The sequence below is a fragment of the Candidatus Woesearchaeota archaeon genome (assembly GCA_021735165.1).
GTDB lineage: Archaea > Nanobdellota > Nanobdellia > Woesearchaeales > 21-14-0-10-32-9 > JAIPET01.
The window spans coordinates 1-17055 of sequence record JAIPHP010000026.1 but is presented as its reverse complement, the minus strand read 5'-3'; the positions used below and the strand labels follow the sequence as shown (position 1 = coordinate 17055).

13 protein-coding genes and 1 tRNA gene are annotated in these 17055 nt (G+C 27.7%); 11 read left to right on the top strand and 3 right to left on the bottom strand.

Annotated features, from left to right (window positions below; translation table 11 throughout):
- Nucleotides 1–370: 370 nt before the first annotated feature.
- On the top strand, nucleotides 371–1909 hold the full coding sequence (locus K9L97_05775; GenBank protein MCF7872513.1) for a hypothetical protein: 1539 nt from the start codon (nucleotides 371–373) through the stop codon (nucleotides 1907–1909).
- Nucleotides 1899–3872 (top strand): hypothetical protein, encoded by a 1974-nt coding sequence (locus tag K9L97_05770; GenBank protein ID MCF7872512.1) that lies wholly within the window; start codon nucleotides 1899–1901, stop codon nucleotides 3870–3872. Before K9L97_05775 ends, K9L97_05770 begins: the two co-directional genes overlap by 11 nt.
- On the opposite strand, the gene K9L97_05765 is transcribed toward K9L97_05770, so the two are convergent.
- Nucleotides 3865–4800, bottom strand: a complete 936-nt coding sequence (locus K9L97_05765) for an AbrB/MazE/SpoVT family DNA-binding domain-containing protein (protein ID MCF7872511.1) — start codon at nucleotides 4798–4800, stop codon at nucleotides 3865–3867. The two genes, K9L97_05770 and K9L97_05765, sit on opposite strands and share 8 nt — an antisense overlap.
- Before the next feature lie 111 nt (nucleotides 4801–4911).
- On the opposite strand from K9L97_05765, the gene K9L97_05760 reads away from it, so the two are divergent.
- Nucleotides 4912–7470, top strand: a complete 2559-nt coding sequence (locus tag K9L97_05760) for a hypothetical protein (GenBank protein ID MCF7872510.1) — start codon at nucleotides 4912–4914, stop codon at nucleotides 7468–7470.
- 35 nt (nucleotides 7471–7505) lie between these two features.
- On the opposite strand, the gene K9L97_05755 is transcribed toward K9L97_05760, so the two are convergent.
- Entirely contained in the window at nucleotides 7506–8549 is a 1044-nt protein-coding gene (locus tag K9L97_05755; GenBank protein MCF7872509.1) for an Lrp/AsnC family transcriptional regulator, read from the bottom strand.
- A 313-nt stretch (nucleotides 8550–8862) separates the two neighbouring features.
- Between K9L97_05755 and K9L97_05750 the strand changes: the two genes are divergently transcribed.
- From K9L97_05750 to K9L97_05730, 5 genes are all read left to right on the top strand, one after another.
- Complete coding sequence (locus K9L97_05750) at nucleotides 8863–9327, top strand: Lrp/AsnC family transcriptional regulator (protein MCF7872508.1); 465 nt, start codon at nucleotides 8863–8865, stop codon at nucleotides 9325–9327.
- Between the two features lie 32 nt (nucleotides 9328–9359).
- Entirely contained in the window at nucleotides 9360–9803 is a 444-nt protein-coding gene (locus K9L97_05745; GenBank protein ID MCF7872507.1) for an Lrp/AsnC family transcriptional regulator, read from the top strand.
- Between the two features lie 84 nt (nucleotides 9804–9887).
- A complete protein-coding gene (locus K9L97_05740) occupies nucleotides 9888–11582 on the top strand; it encodes a hypothetical protein (GenBank protein MCF7872506.1) in 1695 nt (564 codons plus the stop codon).
- A 9-nt stretch (nucleotides 11583–11591) separates the two neighbouring features.
- Nucleotides 11592–12833: a tyrosine--tRNA ligase gene (tyrS, locus tag K9L97_05735; GenBank protein ID MCF7872505.1), complete on the top strand. Its 1242-nt coding sequence runs from the start codon at nucleotides 11592–11594 to the stop codon at nucleotides 12831–12833.
- Nucleotides 12823–13425 (top strand): SAM-dependent methyltransferase, encoded by a 603-nt coding sequence (locus tag K9L97_05730; protein MCF7872504.1) that lies wholly within the window; start codon nucleotides 12823–12825, stop codon nucleotides 13423–13425. Before tyrS ends, K9L97_05730 begins: the two co-directional genes overlap by 11 nt.
- Here K9L97_05730 and K9L97_05725 read toward each other — a convergent pair.
- Nucleotides 13415–13867 (bottom strand): Lrp/AsnC family transcriptional regulator, encoded by a 453-nt coding sequence (locus tag K9L97_05725; protein MCF7872503.1) that lies wholly within the window; start codon nucleotides 13865–13867, stop codon nucleotides 13415–13417. The two genes, K9L97_05730 and K9L97_05725, sit on opposite strands and share 11 nt — an antisense overlap.
- A 236-nt stretch (nucleotides 13868–14103) precedes the next feature.
- Between K9L97_05725 and K9L97_05720 the strand changes: the two genes are divergently transcribed.
- The 3 genes from K9L97_05720 (at nucleotide 14104) to K9L97_05710 (ending at nucleotide 16924) form a co-directional block, all read left to right on the top strand.
- Nucleotides 14104–14229 (top strand) — tRNA-Tyr (locus tag K9L97_05720).
- A 21-nt stretch (nucleotides 14230–14250) separates the two neighbouring features.
- Nucleotides 14251–16341, top strand: coding sequence for a hypothetical protein (locus K9L97_05715; GenBank protein MCF7872502.1), 2091 nt, complete (start codon nucleotides 14251–14253; stop codon nucleotides 16339–16341).
- Between the two features lies 1 nt (nucleotide 16342).
- Nucleotides 16343–16924 (top strand): hypothetical protein, encoded by a 582-nt coding sequence (locus tag K9L97_05710; protein ID MCF7872501.1) that lies wholly within the window; start codon nucleotides 16343–16345, stop codon nucleotides 16922–16924.
- The last annotated feature ends 131 nt before the right edge of the window (nucleotides 16925–17055 follow it).

Below are 17055 nucleotides of genomic sequence, written 5' to 3'. Positions count from 1 at the left end.
CTCACGCCAGCAATTTTACGAACTTGATAAGTAGTTTCACCCTCGTTTTTTCGCCTAATTGTTTCCATGAGTTTCCCTCTTGTGAGTTTCATACATTGATTTAACTCACCGTAGGGAAATAGTTTTGGGATAACACAGGAATAGAATTATTTTCTATATTGAAGTTTTATCTGCGCTAAGACACCCTACAGGCCAAAGCAGTGCGGCGCCTTTCACCCTCGCCCGCATTGAAGATAATCAAAAAACCACTTAAAAGTAGCAGCATTTATATATTACAGGCATTTTACGCACCATGAAAAAAATAATTATAAACATACAAAATCGCGAATGACCATAAAAAAATCGAAGAGCAACTAAAAACAATAATAAAATGTCACAACTAAAAAAGATAAAAGTAAAAATTGGTAGTCCCTATGGCCTTTCGGAAGATTACCAAGCGCTAATCTCTATTTTTAAAGCATATAAATATTCAGGAAGTCCTTTGGAGTATGAGGAATTAGAAGAAAAAAGAAAAATACCTATAGAACACTTAATAAATGTTGAAAATCCACTCCATCATTTTTTTAGATACTCAACATTTGAAAAGCTAAAAAATAAATATCCAGAATTGTTTCAAGAAAAACCAGATTTATATTTACAACCAGCTCCAATAATAGAAAAAATTTTAGAACATTTCAACCCGAATGCTAGTAAAACAGAAATAAATAACACAATAAAAGAATACCTAGATAATATAGATAAGTTTGAAAATGTTTATTTAAAGACAACAGAAGATCTTATAATGATTACACTAAGCGAACTAAACATACGGCCACATGAGATAAAAGAACAAGACCTAGATAAAATAAAAAAGCACGAACAACAAAAGATTCATAACGAATTAAACCCTTTAAACATTCTCAAAATAGAAAAACAATTAGACAACATAACCTCAAATGGAAGAAAATTAACAATAAAACCATTAGAAGAAGAAGTAAATAACTGGATAGATGAATTAACGGAAATATACGCTCTATCAAAACAGTATGACTCAAAAAAAGGAATAAATGAAGTAAATAACTGTATAGCTGAATTAAAAAAAGAATTTACCGGAACACCTGACAAAAGCAACAACATAACAAAAAACATATTAAAAAAAATAGATTTAACTTCTGAAAATTTAAATCTAAAAATAAATCAAGTAATACATTACAACTATTACAATATGAATTTTAATGAAGAAAACTTAAAAAAGAATCTTGTAAGTCGTGTTTTATTGAACATAATAGATTTAGATGATGAAATAAGATTTTTTGATTACTACAAAGACCACATTGATAAAAATGATAAAACATTTCTTAATGATAGTAGAAATACAATGAAACTTTATTTAATATATTTAGAAGAGACCTATGAGTTCATAGCAAACGAAATAAACAAAGAACTACTTTATCAACCAATATCGAAATTTGATGAGAATTCAGATTCTTTTGTTATAAAAGAAAGAAATCTATTTGAACGAGGCAATAAATTCAAAATGAGCAATTTTCCACCCATTCAATTCTCTGAAACATATCTAAAAAATAGAAAAATAAATACCAACAAAAACATTATACTTTGGGGATATTCAACATTAAATGAAGAATACAAAAAAAGCATAAAATCCACGCTTAGAAATTCATTTTCTTATTTAGAAAAAAGAATTAAAGATGAGAACATATTAGAAATGAATGTTATACTTAATCAAATGATAAACACCATAGAAAGAATAAAAGTTATTGATGAAAAAAAATTCATTTACCCAGATCAATATTTTTTAAAGAAGCAAACTAAAAGCAACACGACAGAAACAAAAATATATTCTGAAGAACTTAAAAAAAACATACACACACTAGACGCACATTGGAGCACAATTAAAAATGAGTGGTAAAGCAATATTCTTTTTTGGACCAAGCGGAACAGGAAAATCTAAAATCATAACTGAACAAAAAATAAAGTTAAAAAATGTAAATTTGCAAAGTATAAAAGCACTCACAAGACCAAAGAGAAAATACGAAATAGACTCCAGAGATATTAAAGGAACAGAAGAAACACACGGATATTTTTTAGATAATGCTGAATTTATGAATCTTTTGAACAAAGGTAAAATAATATGCCCTTACAAATATCCCAAAGGAACTGAAAACTACTACGGATTAATGCATTATGAATTAATTAATAAATTAGAAGAAAATAAAATAATAATAGAACAAATAGTTCCTCCAGAAGTATTAAAAATATTAAAAAAAGAAATGCCAACAAAAAATTACGAAACAATTCTTGTTCTTTCGGACATATACGAAATACAAAAAAGAATAATCTTATCAGAAAGAAATAACAAACTAGAAAGAAAAAAAAGAATAAAAACAGACATAACCGAGTATCTAAAAGATCATTATGAATTTGATGAAATAATAATAAATGAAACAGAAAAGATATATAGTAAATTAATAGCTCACGGCATACTAAATGAACAAATAAAAAGAGTAAAAAACAAAGAAGAAATAAATACAGAATATGATACAACAACCAGCACAATTTCTAAACTGATAAAAAGACAAAAAGAAGAAAAAATAGAAATTGAAGAAATTGTAGATTCTTTAATAAAAATAAAATATGAACCAATAGGCAACGGAACATATTTGAGGAAATCATACCCTTTGATTGTGCCGGAAAAATACGCATATATAGATAGCGATATAAGCGTAGTTGACGAAGCAATAAGACCATTAATACTGACTCAATTCTTATTAGAAGATTTAAAATTGAAAGAAGAAAACGATTTGTTGATTTCAAATATAAAAAATCAAGTAATTAATAAAAAAAGACAAAAAAGTGATTTTTTTAGTAAACTTATAAAAGAAAAAATTTATGATGATTTAGAATCTCAAATAAATGATGCAACAAACAAAGATTTAAAAGAGTATTTATCTAATAAAATAAATAATGTCCAATTAAATATGCTAATTGACAGATTTAACATTTTAGAAAATGATATTAATTATAGACCTATTCTAAATACAATAAGATTAAATGAAGATGATTTAACTAAAATAATAGTAGGACAGGAACAACTAAACAAATTAAATCTAATTAATTTATTGGTATTAAATAGCGAAAATAAATTTATTGAAGAATATGAAAAAAATAAAAAAATAAAAACAAACCACATGATACATCTATTCAATTTAACATTCAGCATAAATTATTCCAAATATGATGTTCCAGAAAATATTATGCTAAAATTAGATATAGAAAAAATGTTAGAAGAATCTAATAAATTATACAAGAACGAATATAACTACAATAACAAAATTGATAAGCTTAATTATAATACCACCACAGATAAAACATTGACAGAATTTGAATTATTTAAAAAAATTAATAGTTTTCTTTCTTTTAAAGCAGCATATTCTTTTGATGAATACATTTATAACGGAGAATTCACAATTGCATTTTTAACAAACATATATTCAAAAACAGATTATTTAATAAAAAACTTAGAGCTTTTACCACATGATAAAAATTTTTCAGGACACATTTTAAAATATATGTGTTCTGAATCAGAAAGGATTTTTGATGAATTAAAAAAACCACTTATGCTACCATATTCTTCGTTTCCAAATATTAAAAAGACAGAAGATTTGTTCACCAATTATTGGATAAATGAATTGGATAATTATAAAATCAGTTTAAAAAAATCAAGAGAATCAATAATTAACTTAGCTCACAAATTTGAAAACGAAAAAGAATTGGATGATCAGCAAAAGGAGAATATTAGAGATTTAAGAGAAAAAGTAGAAAATAACGAAAATAGTAAATTATTAGAAATTGCTTTAAGTATACCTAAATAAACTTTGCCAATAATAAATCCCATAATATATCTATTATTTGTCGATAATAGTTCGAATATAGGATTTCTTCAGGTTTCATTTTTTTATGTTTTATTAGTAAATGTTCCTTTACCTCTTCTCTGATTTCATTAAATTTATATGCAATTTCGTTGTTTTGTGAATAAAAAAATTCATAATATAACTTTAATTCAGAATTTACTAGCTCTATTGCTTTTATGAATTCTTTTGAAGATTTGTTTTTTGATCGAATTACATCTCTAGAAAAATATTTCATTATATCAACAACATTATCAAGACTCGCAATTATATGATATTTTATGACTCTTTCTTCTTTGGAAAAACTAGAATCCTTAATAAGCAATCTTAAACAATAAGAAACAAATTTTGTTATTGTATCATGATTATTTTCTACAATTTCTAATTTATCAAATTCTCCAGAAGACACATTTTCCAAAATTTCATTTGATAAATTTATAATTAGTCTAAAAATTCTTCTCACAGAGTTTTCAAGATCGGATACATCACTTGCAGAAAAATCTTTTATAAGACAATAATTATTTGATTCTTCCACTATTTCAACGCCCAACAATCTTTTATTTACTTCTTGATGAATTGCATCTATAACATTTATTTCTTTCTTTTTTCTATGATGCATAGTTTTAGAGTTTCTAAAATTGACCGTTATTTCATCATATCCACATCTATATGCACTTCTTATTTTTAACATCACAGAAGTCCTATCAAGATCAGAAACATCTAATTCAATACTTTTCTTTTTATTGTTACAAAACTTACAAATTTTTAAAGAGCCGCCATCTTCTATTAATTCTATTTCATCGCCAACTTCCACTCCAAACTGCTTTGCCCACCTACTAGGCAGACTCACAGTAAGCGTATTTGTTCCTACTCTATTGACTTTTCGCTTCATAAAAAGTAATTATTTTTTTGAAGTATATATATTTTTTGCAATATTTATCTTCTGTATTGAAATTAAATAATTTAAATAAATCTTTTTAAAAGACGGAGAATTACAAAAATCATGAGTCAAAAAACTCAAGAAAAACACAAAGTTCTGTTTTTTCTTGATGATCTGCTTCTCAACACCCATTTAATAGAACAATTTGAAAATGACAAAAATAAAATCGAACAAGAATCGCAACACTCTACAAATGAAACAATAAATGACATACTAGAAACAATACCTTTACAAAGTAAGAGATTACTTGAAGAAGCAAGCCTATTCGCAAAATATACACTAACAAAAAGTTCAGAATATAAAGAAACAATAAACATAATAAAAGGTTTGAACGATGTTTTAAAGCCGGAACCCTTGATAAACATGGTTTTTAACACAGGCAGAAAGATACTACAAGAACAACCAACAAAATTTTTTATATTTGGAAAAGATATACTGCAAACATTAAACCATTCAGAAGAATTGTGTTCTATGTACTTAAGATTTGCAAACGAATTACTAAAAAAAATAGATGTGCACGATAATTTAATAAAAATAATAAAAGAAAATAAACATATAAAAACACACCCAGACACATACCCTCCAGAGCTCGCCATAACAAAGAATGCAGGATTACTAATAACAATAAATCCAGATTCGATGGATTACGCATTAGAAAACTCACACATTCTAGCATATGATGAACAATTTAGAAAATTTCTCATGACAAAATTAGGAAAACCTGAACGTGTTATAGAAAAAGTACAGGAAAATATTTTACAATACATATACACACTAAGAATCATAAATGAAAATTACAAAATGCCCACAGAAGAAGATTGGGAAACTAAACTAATACTGCAAAGAACAACAACCACAAAACAACAGAAAAGAATTCTTCTGAACAAAGAAATAGGACACGATCCATATAAAAATTTAATAGATGACTTTATGAAAATAGGTTCTATAAAAACAACAGAATATGTACAAAAAACATACAATGAAAACAAGGTGCAAGGAGTGAGACTTGCTACAAAAATAAAAAATATGATGGACAGTTTAAACACATACGAATATTATCTTATGCTTAGAAGAGATAATCTCGCAGCAACAATACAACATGCATTAGAAGAAGGAGCCATTCTAGAAGAAAACTTTTTACAAAATCTTAAAAAAGTAGTAAACGCCAAACCTGAGAACTTCGATAAATATATAGATTCAATAGCCCGAAATGCGCATATTGAAAAACAAATTGGCCAATCGCTTAGTAGACTAATATCTGAAGCTATACTGACAAATGCATTTGAAGCAAATAGTTTCATAGACAATTTATCTGAAGTAGACCCTGCCTTTGTAAAAGAAATCAACACTGCATTAATCCTTAATGAGTCCATACTTGACAAGCAATCTTTTAGAGATTTGACAACATTATCCGCAATTCAACTCTACGAACCTCCGTATGCAAATGAAAAACTACTCGAAAAAATAAAAGACCCATATAATAAGAAAATAACAGAAAGCATAAATCAAAAAATATCACTAATAAATAATGATGGACAGCATACCATCCCTGAAGAAGAAGAACACCACATGTTAGGATATACAAAAAAAATAAGAATAAACATACAATCAAAACAAATTCTAACAGACGCAATACGATATTTTTCTCCTCTTATATCACATCAGGAAAAAAAAGAACTCAAAAAAATTGCAAGAATAGTCTTTGAGAATCAAGAAGACGAAATAAGTAAAATAATAGAAAGAGAAAAATTCCTAAGTGACCATTACTTAAATATGATAGGAAAAAGAGAGAAACTTACAGAATCAAAAACAATGAACAAACAATTGATAGACCAAATAAAGAAAAGTTTCACAAAAATGATTATAAAAAGCAACTTGACAAAAGATATCAAAGATGTGACAACAAAAAAGATTAATAAAATAAACACAGAATATTTACTAAACGAAAAAGACCTAGAAAATACAATAGAACTTTCAAAAAACAAAATAACAGCATACTATGACAAACCCATTTCATGCATTTCAAAAAACGGAAGTATGAAAGAAAAAGGTTACAAATTATTACAAAACAAACACACATTAATTCTGGAGTACAAAAATTTAGAAGAAACAATATTACGTGCAGTAATGCATGAAGCAATAATAGAAGGTGAGTTAGGTCTATATATATCAACAATAATAAGGGAAAATGAAGATAGACAAAAAGCATCATCCCTCTTACCTTACGAACAAAACGTAATAGATTCAATAATTGAAGTATTTCATTTAAAAAATAACTACAAAAAAATATTCTTCAATCTTGACCCTCAAAACAACGACTATTACCCCAACAAATTTGCAAAAGATGTTGCAGAAAAAATAGGATTAAAAAAAGACATCGATTACACATATAAATTAGAAAAGAAAAACAAACCTGCAAATGCAAGTAAACACAAAGGCCTCCTCTTCACACCAATAACAGCGGAATGGCATCCCTTAACAATATTAATTAATAAGCCAAACGTAGAATTATATGTTGATGGTGTGAGAAACCAACCCAGACATCGAAATGAAAAAGATCATATCAAAAAAAACGAAGTATCTTACGCTAAAGGAATAATATTAAATAAAACAAAGATATGATTAAAGGCATGTAATGAGAAAAGCATTCCAATCGTTCAACTTAGTAAATGAACAAATTTTTGCTGGTTCAACACTATTATCGAATCATAGCTTATTATATTATCAGAAAATGTGTTCCTTATATCATCAAGTATCTTATGAAATTCCGCGTTTCCTTTCGCAAATACTGAAAATTGATAATTCCACTTTCCTATTAATTTCATATACCATAGAACATTGTCATGCTGTTTCAAATATTCCAAAAATTGTATCTTATTAATATTTTTTACTTGAAAAAGAACCTTATACCATTGGTAACCTAATTGTCCAATATTAAATAAAGGATACATAGATTTTATAACTCCTTGTTTTATGAGTTTTTTTAGTCTATTTTCGACAGATATAGGCGCCAAGTTAATTTTTTCCGATATCTCTTTAATTGAAGCTCGTGCATCAAGATGAATAATATTTAATATTTGATTGTCTTTTTTATCTATTTCAATTGTTTTATTATCTGCTTCTCTTTCCTCAAATTCCTTTTGAAAAGAGCTTCCTTTAGATTCTTTTATCTTCACCAATTTTCTCTCTTCTTCTGTTAATAATAAGTCTAGCCCCATATAATTTTCTTCAACTATTCTTAGTACAATATAGTCTTTTATCTTATCTCCAAACTTTCCTAAAATATCATCAATTATTTCATCAGTTTTATGAATATTTTTTGAACTTACTATTAATTGGAGATCATAGGACCCTGCTAATTCTTTTAGCCTTGTAACATGAGAATTATTGTCAAGTTCACGCAATATTTCATCATATTTGCTTGTATTGTATAATTTTAAGTAGAGCATATGCATTTGGTAACCCATTTTAGATACATCAATTAATGAAAAAAACCCTTCTAGAAAATTTTCTTCTTCCATCCTTTTTATTCTATACGCAACTACTTCTCTACTTATTTTTAGAGATTTTGCAATAGAATTACAACCATATCTAGCGTTATGAGATAACAAATAAAGAATTTTCCTGTTAATTAAATCTAATTTGTTTTCAGCATACTTTGTGTTAATTTGGCCTTTAAATTTTGAAAATTTTTCAACCATTTCATATATAAAGCATATTTAGTATATATATTTTATGTTTTATGTAAAATTTTCAAAAAAATATTTTATATATTAATTAGAACAATCTAATATTATTCAAAAAATCAAAAGTAATTACATAATTACACATAATAATTATAATTGAAGAAAGTATATATATTAATTAAACTATAATTATTACAACACAATTGAAAATCTTCCCAAAATTCAGGAAGAAACACAAAACAATCGAAAACAATTCACAAAAAATCAAGGCAAAAAAAATCAGAGATGATTTTTAGGCCTTTAAAACAAGTTTAAAGGTGATAAAAAAATGATAAAAGATCGAGACATGCAAATGCTTGGCTTTTTTAGAAACAATGCAAGAATGCCCTTAACAGACATGAGCAAAAAAACAAAAATACCAGTATCAACATTATTTGACAGATTAAAAGAATACGAAAAAAGAAAACTCATAATGAAACACACCTCCCTTCTTGACTACAAAATGTTAGGATATGATATAAAAATACAAATACTCATAACAGCAAACAAAACACAAAAAGAAAGCCTTCGAAAATTCCTGGAAAAACACCCCCAAGTAAATACTCTATTTAGAGTAAACAATGGCTTTGACTTCATGATCGAAGCCATATTTCAGGACATTTCTAATTTCGATGAATTCACAAAGCAACTCGAACAATATGAAATACAAGACAAGAAAGAATTTTTCATAATGGAAGAAATGAAAAGAGAAGAATTCATGACATACAAAGAAAATATAGGCATCCAGAGGTAAAATTTCCGGAAAAAATCGAAATTATAACGAAAATGAAACAGACAGATATAATAATAACATCACACCTAAGAAAGAATGCAAGAAAATCACTCACAGAAATCACAAAGGAAACAGGAATACCAACAAGTACAATACACAACAAAATAAAAAATATGGAAAAATACATCATCAAAAAATTCACAGTCCTCCTTGACTACGAGCAAACAGGACACCACAACTGGAACATTACAATGATCAAAATCAAAGAAGAACAAAGACAAGAATTCGAAGAATACACAAAAAATCATCCAAACATCAACACAATGCTCGAAATAACAAACGAATACAACTACCAACTTGAAACCGTGTTCAAGAATTTGAAAGAATACGCAGATTTCATCAGAGAACTACAAAACAAATTCGACATAGAAAAAAAACAAGAACACATAGTGCTCAAAGAACACAAACAAGAAACATTCGAAATACCAGAAAAATAAATTGAAAATTCGCTAATAAGAACTAGCGATAGCTCTACAAAAAATGAGCTGAAAGCAAGACCTGAATTAGCGGGAGCTATAAAAATGAAAGATGTAAGAGAATTATCAGATAAAGAATTGGAATTAGAAGTTAAAAATTATAGAGAAAAATATTTTTTGGATCCACACGGAAGTAACGCAGAATATTTTGCAAACGCAGTAGGAAAAACTATGACGAACTTAATAAAATGGTATACAGGAACAGAACTAAATCACAAATTTAAAGAAATAAAAAAAGTAAAAAGTATAAATTCGATTAGAGATAAATCGACATCTGATGAAGAACTTAAAAATCTGGCTCAGCTTTCAACTATGGAAGAAGTTCAATTAAACCCCATAGATATTTATGACTCAATAGACAACCTGGATTTATTAATTAAAGATGAGATGAAATTTAATCATTCAAATATAGGACAAATGCACCCATTCGGCAACATACCTTCATATTTAGGAGGAATTACAGGAAAATTTTTGAATGAAAATTTAATAGCGCAGCAAGTATCTGCAAGAGCTACAAAATTAGAGAATCAAATAGTGGCTTGGATTAATAATGAAATAGGTTACGATTCCGATACTTCAGGATTAGGAGCTTTTCACGCTAGTAAAGAATTAAAAAAATCAATTTATAAAGATAAATCTGGGGGAAACATGACCATGGGAGGAACAACAGCAAATATAGCAGCAGCGCTCATAGCAAGAAATAAACATTTGCCAAAAATCAAAAAAAGAGGTTCGTATGAAGGTTTGGAAAAAACAGTAATTTTAGGAAATGAAAGATCTCATTATTCTCTTAAAAAAATAGCAGGAATGATAGGAATTGGAGAAGAAAATTATGTAGAAGTAAATACAAAAAATCATAAAATGGATTTAAAAGATCTTGATAGAAAATTAAACTTATATTCTGAAAATGGATATAAGATTTTAGGAGTTTTTGGAAACGCAGGAACTACAGAAACAGGAAATATTGATGATCTTTCTGAAATAGGGAAAAAACTTAAAGAATTTGAAAGAGAAAAAGGATATAAACCTCATTTCCACGTAGATGCAGCACACGGAGGAGGCTTCATATTCCACCCTTCTTTTAATTCAAAAGATGGAAAATTAAAAGGAATTAATGAAGCAGACACAATAACTATGGACCCACATAAAATGCTCTATGTTCACTACAATGCAGGAATGCTTCTGGTGAAAAATAAAAAAGATATGGACTTACTAAATCAAGAAGCAGGATATCTGTTTAAAGAAGATGAAATATTTAACTCGGGAGAAAATAAAATTGAAGGATCCATGAGTGTAGAAGGAGTATATCAAACTTGGAATAGTTTGAACACAATTAGAAAAAGAGGATATCAAGTATTCCAAGAACAAAATCTTAGATTAGCTGAATATTTCAAAAACAACATAGAAAAAAAAGGATTTGAAGTTGAAAACGAACTAGATACAAACATCATCTGTTTTAGATATAATAATAACATACCTATAGAAGACATTAACTATATCAACAAAAATGCACAAAAAAATCTACTAGACTCGGGAAAAGCATACATATCTAATGACGAATTCAAAAGAAAAAAATCAGATGGAAACGCAGAAAAAATTGATGTGTTTAGAACTGTAATAATCAACCCATACATAACAAGAGAAAACATAGATCATATAATAGAAGAAGTAAAATTTAATGTCGAAAAAGTCAAACACGAATTAAAAGACAAATATCATAAAATAGCATTAAATATATAGGTGAAAAAAATGGCATCAAAAGAAATTCAAGAAAAAATAAATTATTTATCCAGAGGAACAGAGCAAATTATAACAAGAGAAGATCTGGCATGGAAATTAGAAAAATCTGAACGAGAAAATAGATCAATGATCGTGAAATATGGTGTAGATCCAACAGCCCCAGATATTCACCTTGGTCACTTAGTTCCAATAAAAAAGCTTAAACATTTTCAAGATATAGGGCATGAAATAACCTTCTTAATAGGCGATTTTACAGGAAGGATAGGCGATCCCTCAGGAAAAAGCTCTGGAAGAAAAGCCATGACTGAAGAAGAAGTATTAAAAAACGCGAACACATATAAAGAACAAATTTTTAAGGTTCTTGATGCTGAAAAAACAAATATTGTTTATAATAGTTCTTGGTTAAAAAATATGCATTTAGAAGAAACAGTAAAATTATTATCAAAAAATTCTGTTAATAATTTAATTAAAAGAAAAAGTTTTTCTAAAAGATTTGGAAAAGGAGAAACTGTTTCTGGTCATGAATTAATATACCCTTTTCTACAAGCATATGATTCGGTAGCGCTCAATGCAGACATAGAATTAGGAGGAACAGATCAATATTTTAATCTTATTTTCGGTAGAGATTTACAACCAAAATACGGACAAGAACCTCAAGTAGTAATAACAACGCCTTTATTAGAAGGCTTGGATGGAAACGAAAAAATGAGCAAATCTCTCGGAAATACAGTGGGAATAGATGAAAACCCTTTTGATATGTACAGAAAAATCATGAAATTAAAAGATAATCTTATTATCAAGTATTTTACTTTGCTCACAGACGTAGATGAATTAGAAATTGGACATTTAGAAATGGATATGAAACAAAACAGAGCACATCCTAAAGATGTAAAAAAAAGATTAGCAAAAACAATAACAACATATCTTCATTCAGAACAAAAAGCTAATGAAGCTGAAAAAGAATTTGAAAAAGTCTATAGACAAGGAAAATTACCAGAAAATATAAGGGATGTATGCGTTGAATATGACAATTCAAATAATGGAAAACTTACACCTATACAAATAATACGACTTTGCGATTTAGCAAGCAATAATGGAGAAGCTAGAAGCATAGTAAAACAGAGAGGATTTTCTATAGACTCAGCAATTATTGAAGATCCTAAAAAAGAAATATCCTTATATAATAACATGGTCGTGAAAGTTGGTAAAGAAAAATATGTAAGACTTAATTATAAAAAAAATGAGTCTTGAAAAATTTTTAAATAGTGAAGAAATTAAAAAATTTAAAGCAGTAAAAACAATATTTGAATACTCGATCAATAAATACAACATAAACGCAAACCAAATAATTGATTGTTGTTCAGGAAATGGATTTTTTGGATTAGACTTGCTTAGTAATAATTTTAAATATGAGGTTTTAGCAATAGATATAGAAAGAACAAAAAAAGCACGAAAAATTTATGACTATTTCAAAAAAAATAATCCTGTCAAAGTACAAAAATACAGATTTAAAAAAATAGACATATTAAAAGAAAAGTTTCCGAAAATAAATAATGGTTTGATAGTAGGCATACACACTTGTGGCATACTTACAGATAAAATAATAGAAGTGAGTGTTAAACAAAACACACCATTCATAATTTTACCTTGTTGTTATAATAAAAATAGACATTATTTTGAAAATTCTGGACAATTTTATGAAAATGCTGAAGAATCAATACATATGAACAGAATAAACTATTTAATAAAAAATAATGTGCACATAGAAGAAAATATTATTAAAACGATAAAAGCACCTATGAACAAAGCATTAATAGGAATCTTGAAAACATCTAATCAATAATATAGAATTCTGATTTTTTTTCTTTCAAAGAAGTTAGAGATTTTATTTTAGTAATTCCTTTTCTAGAAATAACATTCTTTATAAAATTATAGTATTCTTCCTGATCCTTCAACCTAACCTTTAATAATATTTCCCAATCACCAGTAATAATATTAATACTTTCTATCTCATCATATTTAGACAAGTCTTTTGCTATTCTATCAGGATCACCGTATTCCTCAGGAGAAAGATTGAGAAGAACAAAAACACAAAACCCCTCACCAATAAACTTATGATTAAAAATTGCTTTATAATTTTTCACAACATTTTCATTTTCAAGTTTTTTTATGTTATAATGAATTGTAGAAGAAGGTTCTTTCAATTTTTTAGCAAGTTTAGCAATCTGAGGCGTACAATAACCTGATCGCAATAAATCAACAAGCTTTTTAGTTATATCTTTCATCAAAACTGAATAATATTCAATTATTTATATGATTATCGGAATATTTCCAAAAAACGCACAACAAAATATATAATCCTGACGCATCAACATAAAATCATGAAAGTTGAAACAAAAACCACAACCACAACCACAATTGTTACAAATAGTTTCAACTATAAATATTATTAGAAGTCAGAATTAAATCTGGCTTGAGTTCTAAAAAAAAAAAATTCATACTAGATTTAATTCTTATAAAACCTCGCCTAGTTCAATTGGCAGAACATTCGGCTGTAGAAACCATTCGACGGTCCAAGAAACTTGGAATGGATGAAAAATGGTCAGCTGATACCGAAAGATTCCCGGTTCAAATCCGGGGGCGAGGATTAATAAAAACGTGAAAAAAAATGAAAAGAACAAAAATAATAGCAGAAGGAAACATATTTGGGAATATAGATGAAGATGAATTTTTCATAAAACAAAAAAACAAAAAAGAAGGAGTCTTCAAAAGATTTGAGTACTTAAGCATTCCATTTAGCATATTAAAAAAAGAAGAGTTATTCCAAAAAATAATACAAAGAGCAAAAAATAACAATACAAGTTTTGAAAAAGAAATAGAAAAAGACTCAAAAGCTAAAAAAATCATCGAACAAGTAATCAAACACATGGAAGAAAAACCAAGATTCACTAATCAAATATTAGACATGACTCTCCAGAAAATATACTTAACAGACAAAGCAATTGACAATATTCTCAATCAAACAAAAACATACAACACTAATCGAGAACTAGCAAAAACACTGATAAGTTGGGAATTGCTTTCAGACTTTTACTGCATAGAAGGACTAGTAGGTGGAGATGGAAAAAATAATCCTTTTAATAAAGGAGGGAAAAAATCGTTGGTTAGTGGAGGACTAGATGCTCTTGAAACAAAATTATACTCCTTAAAAGAACAAATGGATGAAAATTCATGGAAAAAAATAACTCTGAAACTATCATCCATAATAGAAAGAAGCTACAAACAAATAGATGAAGCTACAGAAACGCTCGGAATAGTATTTGGTAAAGAGAATAAGCTATCAAATAAAGAAATAATAAATTCAAATCAACTAATAGATGATATTAGAAAAACAACACTACAAACAAATTCGGACATCGGAAGCTTCTACAACGCACTAATAAGATTCCATAATTGGATGCCATCCAAACTCAAAATTAATGATATGAAAGGAGACACATACGACTCAATAGGTACACCAATTAAAAAAATACTTAATAAAACAAAAAACAAAAAAATATTAGAAAGCATATCTTCTATAAAAGATGCAACGTCACCTAAAGGTTTAGGCTTGATAACTTTACTAGAAAATGAAAAAATAGGCAATAAAGAAAAATTTGAGGTTGAACAACAAAAACAAAAACAAAAAATAAAAGAAGAATTAAAAAAAGAATTAAAAAAATATGAAATAATAAATCTTGAAGATAATTTATTCTACTCAGGAATGTGCGGTGGTAAATGGAAAGGAATAAAATTATTGTACGACACAAAAGAAGCATTAAACTTAAACTATAAAATTCCAAAAAGTAAAGTGATAACAACTAACGCAATAGAAAGAATATTAAATGAAAACAACATACTAGACGACATATACAATAATATATTTGAGATGAATGAAAAGACTAGAACAAACATAGAAAATAAAATAGAAAATATAAGTATGAATGAGGTTGAATTGGAAGATATGCCGGAAAACATAATAGCCCGATCAAGTATGTACGGAGAAGATGGAAGCACAAACTTTGCAGGAACATATGAATCAATATCTACAAAAAAAGAAAATATAGAGACTGCTATAAAAAAAGTAATGAAAAGTTATTTTAGTGAAGAAGCTATAAAAAGCAGAGAAGAAATAGGCCTAGCACATATTCCTGGAATCAACATAGTAATTCAAGAATTTATAAAAGGATCCGGAGGCGTGATCCATATTTCTGATAAAGAAACAAGAATTAGCTACGCATCCAGTCCAGAAATAGCAGTTAATGGAAATGGAAACACCGAAAAAATAGGAAAAAACATAGAACATGCGCTTCAAGGAACTTTCTTAGCTAACAACATCAACGACGTTAAACAACTCTACGAATTGTTCGGCCCCTTAGATTTAGAATACGTAATAAAAGAAAAAGATGTATACCTAACACAATTAAGACCTCTTCACATACTTCCTGAAGAAATATCAAAAATAGATAAAAATGCAAAAAGAAAAACAATAAAACACATAAATGAACTAAAAAATCAAAATCTGGAGCATTCTTGTGTTATAAGAATGGAATTTTTAGGAAGAGAAAATATAATGGATAAAGAAGGAGAAATAATGAATTACATTAGAAAAAACAGAAAATACATTTTAGGAATAGAAGGTCACATGACAAATACGCCGCACATACCAAATAAAATAAATTCACAATTTAAAATACCCTACCAAAAAATAAGTGAATAAAATGATTAACAAAAAACAAATTCAACAAATAAAAAAGTTTGGGGTTGAACTAGATTGGAACTTGACATTTGGAGGAAAATCTAAAGGTAATAGACATTTATTTAGAGCGCATAAAAAAGCACTTAATTTATGCGACAAAAACATAAGGAAAGACATAGTAGAAGCGGCAATATGGCTGCATGATACAAACCTAGAAAAAACAATAATCGGAAGTACTTTAGTCAACAAAAATAAAATAATAAAATTCTTAAAAAAAATAAAAATAAATGACGAAGACATCAAAAAAATAATGCACTGTATAGAAGCCCATGATGGAAGAATAAAAGCTAAAACAAAAGAAGCTATGATAGTGCATGATGCTGACACATTAGAAAAATCAGGTTCCCTAGGAATTATAAGAGAAACATGGAAAAAATCTCAAGCAGGATGGACAACTGAAAAAATAAGCAAACATCTAGAGAAACATTTATTAAAAAGAGAAAACAATATGTACACAAAAAAAGCAAAGAAAATAGCTAAAAAAAACAATCAAGAAATAAAAATATTTTTTGAACAGCTAAAAGAACAATTAAAAGAAAAATGAACCTCCCCGCACTGAAGTACGGGGTATCCAGCTTAGGCAAAGGAGCTGATTTTCCTTTGTTGATAGTAAGCGGGAAGCTTATTATCAGGTAAACTCCATTCACCTTGACTGTGGACAATATAGTTTTGAAT